Origin of the sequence: Streptomyces sp. NPDC017520 (assembly GCF_044329855.1) — a bacterium.
Lineage (GTDB): Bacteria > Actinomycetota > Actinomycetes > Streptomycetales > Streptomycetaceae > Streptomyces.
Genome location: NZ_JBIRKB010000007.1, coordinates 1 through 17,799 on the forward strand (window position 1 = coordinate 1; position 17,799 = coordinate 17,799).

The 17,799-nt window shown below is 67.5% G+C and carries 15 protein-coding genes and 2 pseudogenes; 8 read left to right on the top strand and 9 right to left on the bottom strand.

Features of this window, described 5'->3' with window-relative positions:
- Both ACH4KB_RS17950 and ACH4KB_RS17955 read right to left on the bottom strand, forming a co-directional pair.
- A partial coding sequence (locus tag ACH4KB_RS17950) for a biotin carboxylase N-terminal domain-containing protein (RefSeq protein ID WP_355335748.1) occupies positions 1–83 on the bottom strand: 83 nt, incomplete at its 3' end.
- A gap of 245 nt (positions 84–328) precedes the next feature.
- Positions 329–970, bottom strand: coding sequence for a response regulator transcription factor (locus tag ACH4KB_RS17955; RefSeq protein ID WP_398067209.1), 642 nt, complete (start codon positions 968–970; stop codon positions 329–331).
- 474 nt (positions 971–1,444) lie between these two features.
- Between ACH4KB_RS17955 and ACH4KB_RS17960 the strand changes: the two are divergent.
- Positions 1,445–1,763: pseudogene (locus tag ACH4KB_RS17960) on the top strand (hypothetical protein); the annotation flags it as partial.
- Between the two features lie 311 nt (positions 1,764–2,074).
- Here ACH4KB_RS17960 and ACH4KB_RS17965 read toward each other — a convergent pair.
- Positions 2,075–2,376, bottom strand: a pseudogene (locus ACH4KB_RS17965) (transposase); the annotation flags it as partial.
- A 116-nt stretch (positions 2,377–2,492) separates the two neighbouring features.
- On the opposite strand from ACH4KB_RS17965, the gene ACH4KB_RS17970 reads away from it, so the two are divergent.
- Positions 2,493–2,945 (top strand): VOC family protein, encoded by a 453-nt coding sequence (locus ACH4KB_RS17970; protein ID WP_398066900.1) that lies wholly within the window; start codon positions 2,493–2,495, stop codon positions 2,943–2,945.
- 36 nt (positions 2,946–2,981) lie between these two features.
- Here the strand turns inward: ACH4KB_RS17970 and ACH4KB_RS17975 are convergent, their stop codons facing one another.
- Positions 2,982–3,971, bottom strand: a complete 990-nt coding sequence (locus ACH4KB_RS17975; protein WP_398066901.1) for a DUF5937 family protein — start codon at positions 3,969–3,971, stop codon at positions 2,982–2,984.
- Positions 3,972–4,116: 145 nt separating this feature from the next.
- On the opposite strand from ACH4KB_RS17975, the gene ACH4KB_RS17980 reads away from it, so the two are divergent.
- Entirely contained in the window at positions 4,117–4,308 is a 192-nt protein-coding gene (locus ACH4KB_RS17980) for an IS3 family transposase (protein WP_398067210.1), read from the top strand.
- Positions 4,309–4,548: 240 nt separating this feature from the next.
- On the opposite strand, the gene ACH4KB_RS17985 is transcribed toward ACH4KB_RS17980, so the two are convergent.
- From ACH4KB_RS17985 to ACH4KB_RS18005, 5 genes are all read right to left on the bottom strand, one after another.
- A complete protein-coding gene (locus ACH4KB_RS17985) occupies positions 4,549–5,451 on the bottom strand; it encodes a carbohydrate ABC transporter permease (protein WP_398066902.1) in 903 nt (300 codons plus the stop codon).
- Positions 5,448–6,341, bottom strand: a complete 894-nt coding sequence (locus ACH4KB_RS17990) for a carbohydrate ABC transporter permease (RefSeq protein ID WP_398066903.1) — start codon at positions 6,339–6,341, stop codon at positions 5,448–5,450. The genes ACH4KB_RS17985 and ACH4KB_RS17990 overlap by 4 nt, the downstream gene beginning before the upstream one ends.
- Before the next feature lie 93 nt (positions 6,342–6,434).
- Positions 6,435–7,754: an extracellular solute-binding protein gene (locus ACH4KB_RS17995; RefSeq protein WP_398066904.1), complete on the bottom strand. Its 1,320-nt coding sequence runs from the start codon at positions 7,752–7,754 to the stop codon at positions 6,435–6,437.
- Between the two features lie 70 nt (positions 7,755–7,824).
- Positions 7,825–9,558 carry an alpha-glucosidase gene (locus tag ACH4KB_RS18000; protein WP_398066905.1) on the bottom strand — a complete coding sequence of 578 codons (1,734 nt, stop codon included), beginning with the start codon at positions 9,556–9,558 and terminating at the stop codon, positions 7,825–7,827.
- A gap of 86 nt (positions 9,559–9,644) precedes the next feature.
- Positions 9,645–10,826, bottom strand: a complete 1,182-nt coding sequence (locus ACH4KB_RS18005) for an ROK family protein (protein ID WP_398066906.1) — start codon at positions 10,824–10,826, stop codon at positions 9,645–9,647.
- A 738-nt stretch (positions 10,827–11,564) separates the two neighbouring features.
- Between ACH4KB_RS18005 and ACH4KB_RS18010 the strand changes: the two genes are divergently transcribed.
- The 5 genes from ACH4KB_RS18010 to ACH4KB_RS18030 all read left to right on the top strand — a co-directional run bounded on the left by ACH4KB_RS18010 (position 11,565) and on the right by ACH4KB_RS18030 (position 17,044).
- Positions 11,565–13,940 carry a family 49 glycosyl hydrolase gene (locus ACH4KB_RS18010; RefSeq protein ID WP_398066907.1) on the top strand — a complete coding sequence of 792 codons (2,376 nt, stop codon included), beginning with the start codon at positions 11,565–11,567 and terminating at the stop codon, positions 13,938–13,940.
- A 96-nt stretch (positions 13,941–14,036) separates the two neighbouring features.
- Positions 14,037–14,471 carry a DoxX family protein gene (locus tag ACH4KB_RS18015; protein WP_398066908.1) on the top strand — a complete coding sequence of 145 codons (435 nt, stop codon included), beginning with the start codon at positions 14,037–14,039 and terminating at the stop codon, positions 14,469–14,471.
- A gap of 81 nt (positions 14,472–14,552) precedes the next feature.
- On the top strand, positions 14,553–15,206 hold the full coding sequence (locus ACH4KB_RS18020) for a lytic polysaccharide monooxygenase (protein WP_398066909.1): 654 nt from the start codon (positions 14,553–14,555) through the stop codon (positions 15,204–15,206).
- Between the two features lie 156 nt (positions 15,207–15,362).
- Positions 15,363–15,617 (top strand): hypothetical protein, encoded by a 255-nt coding sequence (locus tag ACH4KB_RS18025; RefSeq protein WP_398066910.1) that lies wholly within the window; start codon positions 15,363–15,365, stop codon positions 15,615–15,617.
- A gap of 110 nt (positions 15,618–15,727) precedes the next feature.
- Entirely contained in the window at positions 15,728–17,044 is a 1,317-nt protein-coding gene (locus ACH4KB_RS18030) for an ABC transporter ATP-binding protein (RefSeq protein WP_398066911.1), read from the top strand.
- Positions 17,045–17,799: the final 755 nt, after the last annotated feature.

Genomic DNA, 17,799 nt, shown 5'->3' on the forward strand with positions numbered 1-17,799 from the left:
ACGCTCGCGATCCCCGCGTCCCGGCACGCCCGAGCAACGCGGACAGCGATTTCGCCACGGTTGGCGATGAGCACCTTGCGCACGATGACTCCCTCATCCGGCTGAACGGGCCGTCCCTAGAGAGTGCTTCGTGCTGCGGCGCGCCTCAAGCGGCGCGACTTCAGGAGTTCGGCAGGTTTCCGCAGCAACGTGCGGCGTTCTGCCCAGAAGTTCAGGAGAACCTCAGAGCGCCTGCAGGAGGCCCGCCCACCCGGTGCGGACCGCGGCTGCTGCGGCGGCCGTCGCCGCAGCAGCCGATCGAGCGGATCGACTCCGAGCCCGGGACTCCTCAGTCACCTCGGCCGAAGCTGAATCCGACGCCCCTGACCGTGACGACCCAGTTCCTGTTCCCGAGTTTGTTCCGCAGACTGCTGACGTGGGTGTCGACCGTCCGCCGGGACCACGAATCACCCCAGACCTGGTGAATGAGGCGTTTGCGGGGTATGACGGTGTCCGGCTCGGAAGCGAGCAGGTACAGCAGGTCGAACTCCTTGCGGGTCAGCTCGATGCGCCGATCGTGTAGCGTGACTTTGCGCGTGCCGGCGTCGATCCTTAACGGTCCGTGGCTGATGGACCGGATCAGCGGCTCCTGAGTCTGGCTCCGCCGCATAACCGCCTCCACGCGAGCCATCAGCTCGCGGAAGCCGTACGGCTTGACGAGATAGTCGTCGGCCCCCGCCTGCAGGCCGAGCACACGGTCGAGTTCCGATCCCCGGGCGGTGACGATGATCACCGGGACGTCACACGTCGATCTGATTCCGCGACAGACCTCCAGGCCGTCGAGGTCGGGCAGTTCCAGGTCGATGAGGACGAGATCGACGTCCCCGTAGCTCTGCAGTGCCTCTCCTCCGGTCGTCACGCTCTGGACACTGCACCCCTGCCGCCGCAGCGCGCACACGAGCGTTTCCGCGTCCTTGGCACTCCTTTCCACGACGAGGACCCGCTGTGCCGTAACCGGGCGAGGCGTTCGCCCCGTCCGACCGCCTGCCGCCAGAGGGTCGACGACGGCCTCCCCCCGTTGTCGTGGTAGTAGCTTGTGAAGCTCCAGCAGTTCTGTCCGACGTTGTTCCATGGTGCCCCCGACCCATCCAACGCGTTAGTCCCGGCTGCTCGTAAAGAGCAACGCTCATGGCAATCTATGAACCGATGATCCGGTCTGTCAACGGCGTCCCAAAAGGGCAACACGATCGACACATGCGCCCAACTGCCGAAATACACATGCGAGTTGCCCGCCCCGCGTGATATAGGATCGCCAGCTGCACGAGGACGGGCATCCACGCCGACCGTCGACCGTCGGAGCCCTCTGCCGACCTCGGGAGGGTCCGAAAACCAATCCTCCGACCTGTCTCCGTCCACCCACGGGAGGTTGAGCAGAGATACCGGGTGAGCGCGGAACGCCCTCCTTGACCGTCCCCTGTCGCAGCGGCTCAGCGGGAGAACCTGTCGACGCCTCTGCTGGTGACGGGAGTTGGCCCCGTCGCCGCGTTCGGGGCGGACCTGGCGTTCGGAACGGCCACCGGCCCCGCCCTCGGTGCGGGCGCGGTCGTCGCGGTGGCCGGCGCCGCGACGGCCGTGGCGAAGGCGACCGCCTCGCACTGGCCCGCCGCCCGCCGCCCGCCGCCCGGGCCGTCCCGGTGGTACGGCGGTTGCGCGGCGGCGACCGCAGTGCGGCGGCCCGGACCCGGGTCGTGCTGGAGCAGCCCTTCGGCCATCCGCCCGGCGCGGCGCCACGCCAGCGCCCTCGCCTCCGCGCCCGAGAGGTGTTCTTCGGTACGACCGCGAGTAGGTCAGCACCAGGAGGCAACTGATCAGTATGACACACCGCGCAGCCGGGGCGGCTCCTTGTCACAGCGGATCTAGCCGCGGGGTTCTACGCACCCGGCGATGTCGGCGTCGAGGAGTACCAGGTCGACGCCTGCCCGCTCCGCGCCGGCCAGTCCGGCGGGAAACGGCGCACGCATACGTTCTCGCCACAAGTGCGACACGACAGCTTCAGGCTCATCAGTTCTGTTCACGCGACCATCATCGGGCGGGCGATCAGGTGGATCTTCGATCCAAGCTTGCCGCGATCGGTCGGATTCGGTCCGGTCAAAGACCCCCTTTTGCGGCCCGGACGCTGACCGAGTCGATCGCGCACCGCGACCAGTCCAACTCCCCTCGGGCCCCCAGCTCGTCGAGAACAACGCGGTGGAGACGGGCCCGGACCCGTTCCCGGCTCCAGAGAGCGAAGCGCCGGTAGACCGTTGGCCAGGCCGGACCGAACGCTGGCGGCAGCTGCCGCCAGGTACAGCCCGAAGTGGCCACGAAGATAGTCGCAGCGAGAGCCTCGCGGTCGCCGACGACCCGGCACCGTGACCTTTCGACGCACGTCGAATCGATTGGATGCCCACGCCCCTGGTGCCAGCCTGATCTCGGCAACTGCAGGACCCGGCCGTCCGACATCAGGAGACCTCATGATCTTCGTCAACATCACCACAACCGACCTCGAGCGCAGCAAGGCCTTCTACACGGCGCTCGGCTGCGCCATCAACCCGCTGTTCACCGACGAGAACGCCGCGTGCGTCGTCTGGGACGAGAACACGAACTTCATGGTCCTCACTCACGGGCATTTCTCACAGTTCACCGACAAGCAGATCGCCGACCCGCACACGGTCGCCCAGGTGCTGCTGTCGTTCTCGCGCGACTCGCGGGACCACGTCGACGGGACCGTCGACGCCGGTGTCACCGCGGGCGGCCGTGAGCCGCGCCCTGCGCAGGACCACGGATTCATGTACGGGCGCTCCCTCGAGGACCCGGACGGCAACGTCCTTGAGTTCCTCTACATGGAGCCCCAGGCCACCCAGCAGGGTCCGGAGGCGTACGTCGCCGAGCACGGCGCGGGACCGGACCTCGTTCCGGGGCGGTAACCCCCGCGCCGGCCACGGATGCGCTTGTCCACCGCGTCAGACCCGGTGGACAAGCGCATCGCCGAGCGGCGTGCGCGCGTGCAGCACACGCCGCCCGGCACGCCGGGACGCGATGAGCCCGGCGGCGCGCAGGGCGTCAAGGTGGTGGGATGCGGTGGAAGCCGCGATCCCGGCCTCTCCTGCGGTCTCCGTCGTCGACAGCGGCGCGCCGACCGCGACGAGCACCGCGGCCCGGCTCTCCCCCAGCAGACCCGCCAGCGCATCCGTCGAATCGGCACGATGCCACACCTCGGACACACCGAGCGCGGGGTAGAACAGCGTCGGTTGCGCAGGCGGCTCGGTGAGCACAGCGCAGTGGCGCCCGAAGAACGACGGCACGAGCACGAGGCCCCGCCCCTGGCAGTCGACGATCTCCTCGTGTCGTTCCATCCGCACGCGCACGGTGTCGAAGCCGGTGTCGGCGCTCCACTCGACACCTTCGCCGAGATCGGCCGCCATCCCGGCCAGACCGTCCGCGGTCATCCGCCGCACCCGAGAGCCGATGTCCGCATGAAGAATGCGTTCGATCTGCGCCCAGTACGGCGCGAGCGCGGCCTCCCAGAGCGCCTCGACGTGGCGCACGATCACGGCGCGGATCCTCACGGGATCGGCCGCCATCCTCTCCAGCGCGGCCCGCGCGATGCCGGCGCTGCGGACCGCGCGCTTGCGCAGGTCAACCGAGATCGGCTCGAGCGGCGCCTGTCGCAGCCGCTCGATCTCATCCGCGGGCGTGAGATCCCACGACGCGGCCGACGTGAACAGATCGGGCGCGTACCCGACTTCACCCACGACCAGGCGCAACAACTCCAGGGACTCCCGCGGGACATCGTCGCGAACGGCGCGCAGCCACCCCCACTGCAGCGGCTGCTCCTGCGGTCGACTGAGGGCCCGCACCGCGTGGACGATCTCATGCCCTGGCGACACGCCGAATCGAACGGTGGAGATGTCCTCCGAAGCAAGGCGGAACTCGACATATCTCTGCAGCACGTGGAGCAGGCTACTGCCGCCACGACTCAGCCGCCCGAGCGCGGCCACGCTCCGTGCGCAGCCACCTCCGTGACGGCTTCGGGGTCGAGCCCGTCTGTCGGGAACTGAACCTGTCGGTCTCCGCCTAAAACGCCTACAACGCCCGCTGCCGGCGTCCGAAGTCCGCACGCCGGCGGCGCGCGACGACCACCTCGCCGCGGAGATCCGCCGCATCCACGCCGACTCCGGCGAGACCTACGGAGCCCGACGAATCCACCGACAGGTAAGGCGCGAAGGCGTCGCGGCAGCCCTGCGGTACGTACCGCACGGCTCCAGGCGGCCCCGGCGCTGCACGTAGAGGGAGGAGATCTGCCCGGCATATCCGCTCGCAGGCCGCCAGTCGCGCAGCTCGCCCGCGCCGCATGCCGCTGACTCCGTCCCGCCCTTCTCCTTGGCCTGCAGTCACACTCCGTAGCGACCGGACACCGGGAACAGCAGGCATAGCGGTGCTCCATATCACCGGGCGAGGATCACCCCGGATCCGGCGGCGGGGCGGTGCGTGCCGGATCCGGGGTGGCGTTGGGGTGTTGCGGGTGGGCTACTTGACGGCTCCGGCGGTCATGCCGCGGGTGAGGGACCGCTGGAAGATGAGGAAGAAGATGACCATCGGGACGATGCCGAGGAGGGCTGCGGCGCTCATGGCGGTGGGGTCGCTGGTGTATTGGCCCTGCATGACGGAGAGGCCGAGGGGGACGGTCTGGTTGTCGTTGGAGATGAGCAGGACGAGGGGGTAGAGGAACTCGTTCCAGCTCCAGACGAAGAAGAAGACGCACATCACCGAGAGGGTGGGCCAGCTCATGGGCAGGACGATGCGCCACAGGATGGTCCATCGGCCGGCTCCGTCCATGGCGGCCGCTTCGATGAGTTCGCGGGGGAAGCCGGCGAAGACGGAGGAGAGGAGGTAGGTGCCGAAGGCGCTGTAGGTGATGCCGACGAGGATGGTGTAGCCGAGTTTCCCGTCGTAGAGGCCCATCTCCTTGAAGAGGTAGTAGATGGGGTAGACGAGACCTTCCTGCGGCAGGACGTTGACGCCGAGGAAGAAGATGAGGAAGGGGGTGCGCCAGCGGACGCGGCCAATGCCGATGGCGTAGGCGTTGAAGAGGGCGAGCAGGACGGCGATGAGGACGACGCCGAGGCTGATCTGGATGCTGTTGAAGAGTTTCTGGGTGAAGCCCACTCGTTCCCAGACTTCGGCGATGATGCTCCAGTTCCACTGGGCGGGCAGGGAAAGCGACCCGTTGGTACGGAAGTCCGCGCTGGTCTTGAACGAGTTGAGCAGGATGACGATGAACGGTGCGAGGAACGCGAGGACGAAGACGGCGACGGCGGCCAGGACGGCGTAGGAGCCGGGAGTGCGGCGGTTGCCTGTGGCTTTGGCCTTGGCCGCTTTGCGCCGGTGACTGGAGGGTGCCGTGGAAGTGGTGTGCGTGGTCATGGTCATCCGTCCTCGCGGGCCTGGCGGGTGAGCATCGTTCCGGCGATGATCAGCACGAGCAGGGTGATCGTGCTGGAGATCGCGGAGCCGTATCCGACGTCGGCGCGCTCGAAGAAGTTCTGGTAGGCGAAGTACGCGGGGACGAGGGTCGAGTTGCCGGGGCCGCCGCCGGTGAGGACGAAGATCTGGGCGAAGACCTTCAGGCCGGCGATGGTGGTGGTGACCAGTACGACGTAGACCTCGGGCCGCAGGATGGGCACGGTGATGCGGGTGAAGCGCTGCCACCAGGTGGCGCCGTCGAGGGAGGCGGCTTCGTACAGCTCGGGGTCGATGCGCTGGAGCCCGGAGAGGAAGAGCACCAAGGGGTAGCCGAGCTGCATCCAGACGAGGACGGCGAGGACCATCCACAGGGCGAGGTCGGGGTCGCCGAGCCAGTTCTGGGCCAGGGAGTTCAGGCCCACCGTTTCGAGGACGCTGTTGACCGCGCCTTCGGGGGCGAGGATCCAGCCCCACATCAGGCCGGTGACGGCGACGGGGATGACCTGGGGCAGGTAGAGGCCGGAGCGGAAGAGGCTGACGAACCCGTCGCCGTGCTTCTTGCCGATGTAGTCGAACAGCAGCGCGGCAAGGAACAGCCCGAGGAGGGTGGGCACGACGGCGATGCCGACGATGACGAAGGCGATGTTGCGGAACGAGGCCCAGAAGTCGGCGTCGCTGAAGAGGCGGGTGTAGTTGTCGAAGCCGATCCAGGTGGGCTCTCCGACGCCCTGCCACTGGGTGAGGCTGTAGTAGAAGGTCATCACCAGCGGGACGACGAGGAAGAGCAGGCTCAGCAGCAGGCCGGGGGCGAGGAAGACGGCGTACCCCGTGGGCCGCGGGTGACGTGTGGTTTTCACTGTTGCTCCAAGAGGGGCGGGACGGCGGCCCGGTGCGGGCGGGCCGCCGTCCCCGGGAAGAGGGGCCAACGCGCGGTTTCGGGCGGGTCGGCCTCAGCGCCGCGAGGCGGTGTACTTCTCGTAGGGGGCCTTGAGCTCGTCGAGGACGGCGTGGGGCTTGCCGCCGTTCATGAGGTTCTGGGTGGCGCCCATCCAGGTGTCGTAGTAGCCGGGTGCCGGCCAGTCCGGGTAGAAGGCGAGCCCGTTGCCGTCCTGGTAGGTGTTGAACGCGGTGATGAGCTCGCGGGACTTGGGGTTCTCGATGGAGTCCGGCTTCGCGGCGAGGGGGATGTTGCCCTCTTCGCCGAGGATCTTCTGGATCTTCTCGGACATGGTGATGTCGATGAAGTCCTCGGCGAGCTTCTTGTTCTTCGCCTTGGTGGGCACGACCCAGTGGTTGCCGCCGGAGCCGAGCGTCTTCTTACTGCCGGGGTAGGCGGCGGTGGACCAGGAGAAGTCGGTGATGTCGGTGGTCAGGCCGCCGAACCACCAGTTGCCGCCGACCATGATCGGACGCTTCTGCGAGACGAACTGCTCGGTCATGTCACTGCCCTTGAGGCCGACGTCCTTCTTCTCGAAGTAGCCCTTGTCGAGCCAGTCCTTGTAGGTCTCGACCGCGTAGGTCCATTCCGGGCCGTGGAAGTCGACCTTGCCCTTGTAGAGCTGGTAGTCGTCGACCCAGGCGTCATTGGCCTTGGCCAGGGCCAGGAGGTAGAGCCAGTGGCCCGCGGGGTGGTCGTTGCCGGAGTTGGCGAGCGGGGTGATCCCGGCGGCCTTGAAGTCGGCCAGGGCCGCCTCGAAGCTCCGGAGGTCGGTGGGCTTGGTGATGTTGTGCTTCTTGAAGAGGTCGTCGTTGTAGTACGCCAGGACGAACTCGCCGTAGTTGGGGACGCCGTACCACTTGTCGCCGCCCATTTCACCGTTGGTGTCGTAGCGGGCGGTGACGGAGGCGCTCTCGCTGATCTTCTTGTCCCAGCCGCGTTCCTTCGCGGTGGCGGTCAGATCGGTGAGCAGGCCCTGCTTGGCCAGCAGGCCGGTGGTGGCGTTGCCCTTGTTGTACTCCATGACGTCGGGCGCCTTGTCGGAGTTGAGGATCATGCCCGCGTTCTGCTGGATCTGCTCGAACGTCTTGCGTTCGAAGGCGACCTTTACGTCGGGGTGGGTCTTCTTGAACTCGGCTATGGCGGCGTCCCAGGCGTTGCTGAGGGCGCCGTCCTCCTGCTCGTAGTGCCACAGACGCAGGGTTTTGCCGTCTCCCTCGGCGGTGTCGGAGCCGCCGCATGCGGCGAGGGGTGCGACGAGTGCCAGTGCGGACATCGCGAGCAGGGCTCGTCGTGTGGTGTGTCGTGTGGCACGGAAGCGCATGTTCGTCATGAGGATTCCTTGGGTGTGCGCGGGTCGGGGTGGTGCGGGGGGAGACGGAGCGGGGCAGGCGTGGGGGTGGTCAGGCGTTGCGGCGGTGGACGCGGGCTTCCCAGGGCTGCAGGGTGTGCGGGGCGCTGAGGTGTGAGCTGGCGGGAACGTTGGCGATGAGCGTCTCGCTGTGTTCCCAGCCGTCGGGCAGGTCGACGGTGAGGTCGGCCGGTCCGAAGTTCGCGAGGACGAGCAGTTCGGTGCCGGAGGCCGCGTCGTGGCGGGTGAAGGCGTAGAGCTGTTCGTGGTCGGGGTGGAGCATGTGGAAGTCGCCGTGGGTGAGGGCGGGCTCGGTGTGCCGCAGGGCGATCAGGCGTCGGTAGTAGTGGAAGACGGATTCGGGGTCGGCGAGCTGGGCCTTGGCGTTGACGTGGGTGTGGTCGGGGTTCGCCGCGATCCAGGGGGTGCCGGCGGTGAAGCCGGCGTGCTGGGAGGTGTCCCACTGCATGGGGGTGCGGGCGTTGTCCCGGCTGCGGTGGCGCAAGCCGGCCAGGACCTGTTCCTCGTCGACACCGTGGGCGGTCTGCTCGCGGTGGTAGTTGAGGGATTCGATGTCGCGGAAGTCATCGATGGAGGTGAAGCGGGTGTTGGCCATGGCGAGCTCTTCGCCCTGGTACACGTAAGGGGTGCCGCGGTGCAGGTGGAGCACGGTGGCGAGGAGCTTCGCGGAGCGGTCGCGGTAGGCGGGGCTGTCGTCGCCGAAGCGGGAGACGGCGCGGGGCTGGTCGTGGTTGTTCCAGTACAGGCTGTTCCAGCCGGTCTCGCCGAGGCCGGTCTGCCAGCGGCCGAGGCTGGCCTTGAGGTCGGTGAGCTTGAGCGGGCGGACGTCGAACTTGCCGCCGGGGCCCTGGTCGAGGCCGACGTGCTCGAACTGGAACACCATGTCGAGTTCGCGGCGGGAGGGGTCGGTGAAGAGCTTGGCGTCCTCGACTGTGACGCCGGGCATCTCGCCGACGGTGAGCAGGCGGCGCGGGTGGCCTTCGAAGACCTCGCGGTGCATTTCCGCCAGGTACTCGTGGATGCGGGGGCCGCAGATGTAGTGCGGGCTGCCATCCCCGTGCAGGGCGCCTTCGTGAACGATGCCGTCGGGGAGGCCGGGGGTCTTGGAGATGAGGTTGATGACGTCCATGCGGAAGCCGTCGACGCCCCGCTCCAGCCACCAGCGCATCATGGCGTAGACCGCCTGGCGCAGGTCGGGGTTCTCCCAGTTGAGGTCGGGCTGTTTGCGGGAGAACAGGTGCAGGTAGTACTCGCCGCTCTTCTCGTCGTAGGTCCACGTGGGCCCGGAGAAGAAGGAGCCCCAGTTGTTGGGTTCCGCGCCAGGGGTGCCCGGTTCCATGCCCTCGCGGGCGGGGCGCCAGATGTACCAGTCCCGCTTGCCACCCTGGGCTCCTTCGTCGCGGGACGCGGTGAACCAGGGGTGCTCGTCGGAGGTGTGGTTGACGACCAGGTCCATGACGAGCTTCATGCCGCGCTCGTGGACGGCGCCCAGGAGTCGGTCGAAGTCGGCGAGGGTGCCGAAGAGCGGGTCGATGTCCTGGTAGTCGCTGATGTCGTACCCGTTGTCGTCGTGCGGGGAGGGGTAGACCGGGGAGAGCCACAGGACGTCGACGCCGAGCTGGGCGAGGTAGTCCAGCCGTTCGATGATGCCTGGCAGGTCGCCGATGCCGTCCGCGTTCGAGTCGGCGAAGCTGCGGGGGTAGATCTGGTAGACCACCGCTTCGCTCCACCAGGCATTGGCGGGACTGGCTTCGTTTTCGGGCACGTCAAACCTCATCGTGATCGCATGATTACTTTTAGTTACTTGGCTGGGTGTGGCGAGTTTCCGTCGCACCCCTGGGCGCTGCAGGGTCAGGAGATGGCCGCGCCCACGGCGTCGCGGATGACGAGGCAGGCGGCACCTCGGGCCCAGAGGTCGTGGCGGGCGGGGTCGACGTGGATGTCGCAGTCGGTGGCCGCGGTGGAGAACGCCTGGGCCTCCATCGCCTCGCTCATGTGTGGGCCGAACAGGTCGTAGGCGACCGCGCCTTCGCCTGCGATGATGACTTTCTGCAGGTTGAGCAGGTTGCACATGCCGGCCACGCCCCTGCCGAGGGCGGTGCCGGCTTCCGCGAAGGCAGATCGAGCGACGGTGCGGGCCGCCCCGGCTTCACCTCGCGCGAGGTCGATGGCGTCGGTGATCGTGTCGCAGGAAAATCCGCCGTCTGCGAGGTGGCGCAGGATGGCGCGGTCGCCCGCCAAGGCTTCCAGGCACCCTCGTCGGCCGCAGCTGCACATAGGCCCGGAGGGGTCCAGGGGCAGGTGGCCGAGTTCGCCTGCGAGGCCGGTGGCGCCGGCGAAGAGGGCGCCGTCCAGGAGCAGGCCGCAGCCGATGCCGGGACCGACGGTGACCACGGCGAAGGAGTCGATGTCGCGGCCCTCGCCGAACCAGCGCTCGGCGACGACCAGGGTGTTGACGTCGTTGTTGACGACCACCGACAGCCCGGTCGCCTCCCGCAGCGGCCCGGCCACGTCGACCTTGTTCCAGTCGAGCAGGGACGAGTAGCGGCAGATCCCGGCCGCCGAATCGACGTGGCCGCTGACACCGACGCCGAGGCCGAGCACCCTGTCCGCCGCTTCGGGCGCCTCTTCGAGGAGCCTGCCGGTCAGGGAGGCGGCGGCGGACAGGGCGGTATGGGGGGTGCAGTCAGCCAGAGGCTCCTCGCCCCGGGCCAGGACATTGGCCGCCATGTCGGTCACGACGCCGGAGACCTGCCGGGGGCCGATCTTCATGCCGACGACCACGTGCTTGTCGGGGTTGACGTGCAGCATCTTCTGCGGCCTACCCCGCCCCTGCGGGGCGGCGTCGCTCTCGCGCAGGTAATCGTGCTCGAGCAGCGGCGGCAGCATACGGGTGACAGAGGAGGGCACCAGACCCAGGCGCTGGGCGAGCTGGGTGCGCGAGAGGGGTCCTGCGGTGAGCACGGTCGCGAAGATCTCCGCCCGGGTCTGCTCACTGACAAGCTCCGAGAACCGGATCTTGGACGGGCTCATCACGCGGTGCCTCCAGGTAGTGGTCTGTCAGGGCCGTTGCATCGGGTTCAGCGCCATCGAACCTGACGCGGGCGGCGAGGGCTTCCCCTATGCGCGGGGCCGGTGCCGCCAAGCGTTGCAGAGATCGTCATCGCGCCTCCTGCGGCTGGGACGCCGTCGACCTGTGCAAGTCGGCGTCGCTGCTTATGACGGGAGTGTGTCCCTCAGCCTTTAAGTGCGTCAAGGAAGAAAACAGCGTGTTACGCAACCGTGATGGCCCACGCCCGTCGGGCACTCGTTACCTATTTGCACCTTTTACGCTTCTTGTTATGTGCGTGCTGGCCCCACGGGTCGAGGAATCCTGTTCATTTCATTGACACAGGGAAGAAATGACGGGAAGTTAACCGGCAACCGGGGCGGAGCCAGGGCCTGTTGGGCCACAGGTCGCCTTCACGCCTGCAGCCCCTCACCCCTCGGGGCGGGCAGGGCCGGTTCGCTCCGCTCGCAGGACCGGCGTCCTGTGCTCTTGGCCCTGCGAATGATCCCCGCGTGGACTCCCTCAGCCGGCTCCCGCAAGAGAGACGAACCGCCGACCAGCGAGTACCGCACTCCGCACCCCGGTCAACCCCGGAAACGGGCGACCGCATGCACCGATGACTCCGCCACACAGCTGTTCCAGCTGTCCCAGCGGTGTCCGTGCCCGCCCCCGGGCGGGCCCCCTGGGGCCATGCCCTGATTCATCAAGGAGAGGACATCATCATGCCCGCAGGAAGACTGCGACGGCTCAACCCGCTGGCGGCCATCGCCGCCGGCCTGGCACTGGCGCTCGCCGGAGCCGTCGTACCCGCCAGCACCCTGGCCTCGGCCGCCCCCGCTCCGGCAGGCCGGCTCGTCCCCGCGGCTGCGCTACTGGCGGCACCGGCAGCAGGAGCGGCGGGTGACACCGCCAACAGCGAGCAGCTGCAGACCTGGTGGCACGACAACCACGAGTTCAACACCAGCAGCCCGGTGGGCGGCGACAAGGTGCGGCGGTCCTCCTTCTACGACGTCAAGGTGGCCACGGCCGCGGCGCCGACGACGAAGTACGACTCGTTCGCGTACATGAGCATCCCCCGCAGCGGCAAGGGAAAGATCGGCTACACCAAGGAGGACGGCGCGGAGTTCTCCTCGTCGGCGAACCTCACCATGAGCTGGTCCTCCTTCCAGTACACGGCCGATGCGTGGGTCGACGTGTCCCTGCGCACCGACCAGAGCATCTCCTCCGCCGACCAGGTCAAGATCAAGCCGAGCAGCCTGAACTTCGACAAGGAGCTCGTCAACAGCAAGACCGTCCGGATCAAGGTGCCCTACAGCAGCAAGGGCTACCGGTTCTCCGTCGAGTTCGACCCGCAGCTCTACACCGCCTACAACGACATGTCCGGCCCGGCCAACGACGCCGGCAAGCTGACCACCAGCGGCGGCGGCAACAACCGGGCCATCCACACCGAGCCCCGCAACTCGATGATGATCTTCGCCGAGCCGACGCCGACCGGTGCGGAGAAGGACCGGCTCATCCCCACCGCCGCGTCGGGGAGCATCCACTACCCCGAGCCCGGCCAGGTCACCAACCTCAACAACATCGACAAGGAGATCATCTACTTCCGCCCCGGCACCTACACCATGGGCTCGAAGTACCACGCGGTGCTCCCGCCGAACGTCAAGTGGGTCTACCTCGCCCCCGGCGCCTACGTGAAGGGAGCCTTCCGCTTCTTCCACGACAACCAGGGCCTGTACAAGGTCACCGGGTACGGAGTGCTCTCCGGTGAGCAGTACGTCTACGAGGCGGACACCAACAACAACTACGACCACCTCAGCGGCGCGTCGAACTGCCACGCCTCCTGCGTGAAAATGCTCCAGTTCGAGTCCGCGAACGCCCAGCAGTACCTCGACCTGCAGGGCGTGACGATCAACGAACCGCCCTACCACTCGTTCGTCGTCTACGGCAACGAGCAGACCTTCCAGATGCGAGTCGACAACTACAAGCAGGTCGGCTCCTGGTACTGGCAGACCGACGGCATCGAGCTCTACCGCGGCAGCACCATGAAGAACACGTTCTTCAACGCCAACGACGACGTGCTGAAGATGTACCACAGCGACGTCACCATCGATAACACCGTCATCTGGAAGAACGAGAACGGCCCCGTCATCCAGTGGGGCTGGACCCCCCGCAACATCGACAACGTCCGGGTGACCAACACCCACGTCATCCACAACCGGATGTACTGGAAGGACGTCAAGTACAACACCTGCATCCTCAACTCCTCCTCCCACTGGGAGGACACGGCGTCCACCACCAAGGGCGACCCCAGCACCTGGGTCAAGAACATGACCTTCGAGAACATCACCGTCGAAGGCCAGACCAACTGCGCGATCCGCGTCTTCGCCCTCTCCAGCACCGAGAACATCCACGTCAAGAACCTCAAGATCGACAGCTGGAACGGCCTCGACCCGAGCAGCCAGATCAGCCTCCTCAAGCGCTACAGCAACAGCGCCGGCCAGAAGGTCACCCTGGGGAACGAGACGACCCAGGGCAAGGGCCTCAAGCTCGAGAACTACACCGTCGGCGGCACCGTGATCAACAAGTCCGGCACCAACTGGGGCGCGGACAAGCCCGGCCGCCTCGGCTTCGACGCCGAGAACTGGGACAACTGGAACGCCTGGGGCCCCGGTGGCGGCAACCCCGACCCCGATCCCGACCCGGACCCGGGCACGGGTTCCGGCCAGATCGTCAACGGCGGCAACGCCAAGTGCATCGACCGCGCTGGAGCCGGCACGGCCAACGGCACCGCGATCCAGCAGTGGACCTGCGCGAACGCCGCCTCGATGACCTGGACGCTGGACGGCCAGCAGCTCAAGTCCGGCGGCAAGTGCCTCGACGTCGAAGGCGGTGCCACCGCCAACGGCACCAAGGCCCACCTGTGGGAGTGCGGCGGCTGGGACAGCCAGAAGTGGGCCTTCCAGGCCAACGGGACGCTGAAGAACCTCAAGTCCGGCCGCTGCCTCGACATCGAGGGCCAGAGCACGGCCAACGGAGCCCGCCTCCACCTGTGGGACTGCGGCACCTGGGCCAGCCAGAAGTTCAACCTGACCGCCTAGCGCGCCAGTGGCCGGTGGCCGCGTCCGCGGCGGCCACCGGCCACCAGGCCCAGCAGTACACCCTCCCCCGCCACCCCGCAGAAGGGCTTGCCCCACATGCCGTCAGCCCGGCTCGAACAGCCCGTCCTGAGCCTCTTCCGCATCGTGACCGGCCTGCTCTTCGCCTGCCACGGAGCCGCCACCCTCTTCGACGTCTTGGGCGGCCCGCACGGCGAGGTGCCCAGCGCCGGACAGTGGCCCAGCTGGTGGGCCGCGGTAATCCAGCTGACCGGAGGAGCACTCGTGCTGATCGGGATCGGCACACGCCCGGCAGCCTTCGTGTGCTCTGGTTCCATGGCCTACGCCTACTTCCTCCACCACCAGGGCGACGGACTGTTCCCGCTGCAGAACGGCGGGGAGAGCGCCGCGCTGTTCTGCTGGGCCTTCCTGCTCATCGCCGCCCTCGGCCCCGGCCAGTGGTCCCTGACCGCTCTGCTGAACCGACCCGCGCGCCGGCGAGAGGAGGTGAGCACCCACCCGAGCAACGCCTGAACGCATCACAGGCTGTCATGTGCACCTAAATCACTGGTCGGGATCGGCCTGTGATCTCCACATACACGGAGGAAGAGCACCATGAACCGCATACCCGCAACGCTGTCGCGCGTCGTCGCGCTGAGCTCCGCCGTACTGGCCACCGCCCTCCTCGGCGTCGTCCAAGCACCCGCGGCCTCTGCGCACGGCACCGTCATCACCCCCGAGACCCGCAACTACGGCTGCCTGCAGCGCTGGGGCTACACCGAGCCCAGCGAGTCCCAGGACCCCATGTGCTACCGGACCTACCACGAGAACGCGAACGCCATCGGGGCGTGGAAGGCCGTCTACGCCAACAACACCGGCGACAACTACAAGCAGGTCATTCCCGACGGAGAGATCTGCAGCGCCGGCGGCCAGGGCGAGACGAACTACCGGCCCCTCGACCGCCCGGGCCCGTGGAAGATGACCGACATCGGCTCCGACTTCACCGTCGACATCTACGACGAGGCCCGGCACGGCGCGGACTGGCTCGAGGTCTACGTCACCAAGCAAGGCTTCAACCCGGAGTACCAGCTGATCGGGTGGGACGACCTCGAACTGGTGAAGACGACCGGCAGCTACGCCTACCAGCCGCACTACGTCACGGACGTCAGCACCTCCGGCTACAGCGGACGCCACGTGGTGGTGACCGTCTGGAAGGCGTCGCACATGGACCAGAAGTACTTCCTGTGCAGCGACGTCAACTTCGGCTGACCACGGTCGGCTGACGGGGCCCCGCGGGAGGCACTGCCTTCCGCGGGGCCCTTCTCCTTGTGAAGTACCAGGGGCTCCGAGCCGTCGATGGCGCCGACACAGTCAAGCGCCTCAGCAGCCAGTACCCGTGATCGTCCCCAGCGGAGGAGATTGTCGATGCCCAGCACCTCCCACCCCCGCCGCCCCGCGAAAAGCCCCGCTCGCGCCGACCAGGCAGCCATTCCGGCGCTGGGCCTGCGGCACCCCCTGCGAAGCCGCGTCGCATCCCACGCCCATCGCTACACGCGGATCAGCCCCGCCGTCCTGCGCGTCCGCATCGGACTGATCTTCTGCTGGTTCGGCGTCCTGAAGTTCTTCCCCGGCGCGAGCGCGGCCGAGGGCTTCGCCATCGGGGCCATGTGTCGCCCGTGACGACACCGTTGTCGATGATGTCGGCGTTCAGACACATCGCCGCCGACGAACTCACCCCCTGACCGCCCCCTCCCTCTTCCCGCCAAGCGCGACACGTACCAGGAGCACCCGTGGGCAGCACCATCACCCTTCACGACCTCGCCAAGACCTATCCCAACGGGCAGAGGGCCGTGCGCCGGCTCTCCCTGACCGTCCAGGACGGGGAGTTCCTCGTACTGCTCGGGCCCTCCGGGTGCGGCAAGTCCACCCTGCTGCGCATGATCGCCGGTCTGGAGACGATCAGCGGGGGCGAGCTGCACCTCGACGGAGAGATCGCCAACGATCTCCAGCCCAGCGAACGCGACATCGCGATGATCTTCCAGAGCTTCGCGCTCTACCCCAACATGACCACCGCACAGAACATCGGCTTTCCCCTGGCAGTCCAGAAGCAGGACCACGACCAAGTGGCCGCCCGGGTGCAGTCCGTCGCCCAGACGCTGGGCATCGACCACCTTCTGAACCAGATCCCCGGCCGGCTGTCCGGCGGCGAGCGCCAGCGCGTCGCCATGGGCCGCGCTGTAATCCGGCGCCCCTCGGTCTTCCTGATGGACGAGCCGCTCTCCAGCCTCGACACCCGGCTGCGCACCCGCCTGCGCACCGAAATGCTCGCGGTCACCCGCAGCACCGGGGCCACGACCATCTACGTCACGCACGACCAGGCCGAAGCCATGGCACTCGGCGACCGGGTCGCGGTCATGCGCGACGGGATCCTCCAACAGGTCGACACCCCCCGCAACCTCTACGCACTGCCGACCAATGCCTTCGTCGCCTCCTTCGTCGGCACACCGCGGATCAACCTGCTGCACGGCACGGTGTACGCCCCCGTCGACGGCGTCATGGCACTCAACTTCGGAGCCCAGAAAATCACCCTGTCCTACCCGCTCACCCACGACCACCAGATGCTCCGCGTCGTCCAAGGACAACCGCTTCTCATCGGGCTGCGCCCCGAAGCCATCCGTATCGCCGACAAGGCCCACGCCACGGCCTTCGAGCGAGCCATGACCGGAGTTGTCGAGCACACCGAATTCCAAGGTCACGAAGCGCTGCTCCACCTCTCACTCGGCGGACAACGAGCCGACGTACCGGCCCAGCTCCCCGACCACGCAACTCACCACCCGGCCCGCAGAGGCGCCGCCGACCTCCTGCGGCAGTTCCGCCGCCGCACCGGACTCTTCGACCGCCACCCCATACCCCCTGCCGACGTACAACCTCCGGCCCAGTCCCCTGCCCGCAAGAGCATCGGCGAACTCGTCATCCGCGATGAACCAGGCTCTCGCCACCGAAGGGGCCAGCACATCCCCCTCCTCATCGACGTACGCAACCTGCTCATCTTCGATGAACGAGGCGAACGCGTCAGCCCCGACCCGACTCAGGTACCCGAGCTGTGAACACGCCTGAGCACGTCCCAAAGTCATCTCGACAACTACGGCTACCTTGACCACACCCGCAGCGCGCCCACCCCGCTGACCGCACGCCGGGTCACATGCAGACCCGCCGGTGCGGTGAGGTCGGCGGAAGCGGGGCTTCCCTCATCGGCCGTGAAACCGCCCCACGGTGCTCTCCCCCGGCAATCGCCGTAAAAGGCCAGGTCAGACGCATCTGAAGTGTGCTGACATGCTGCGACAGCGGGCCAGTACCGCACGATGCGCGACTAGCACCACACGGAAAACAGCCGCGAAATCCACGTTTCCCCAGGTCAGAACGATTCTGCCTGGGGGCGCTCGGTGGGGCGGGTGGGACTCGAACCCACTCAAGTGACGCCTCTCACCTGCGACGATGCCGAAACAACGGACATAGCCACCCGTTTCCATCCGGCTGCATCCTCCTCGATCCAGCTCGGATGGGGATCGGTTAGGCGTTCGCCACACCACCCCGTTCTCCGTCGCGTATGCGCCCTGCTGCCGAGGTGCACGGCGGGACTGCCACCTTGCAGCGCTATCGGATCGTCTCCGTAAAGCGGTCGGCCAAGCTGTCCCTCCTGGCCGTAAGAAGTGACGCTCCGTAGCGAGGTGCGTCCTTGCCGGCGTCCGGCGTTCGGTCCAACCGAGGGCGACTCGTGGACGAATGCGACGATTCCGATGGACTCCCTCGAAGCTCCTCCGAACCAAAGCGGGTTGTGGTGACCGTTTCCTCGATGGAGCTT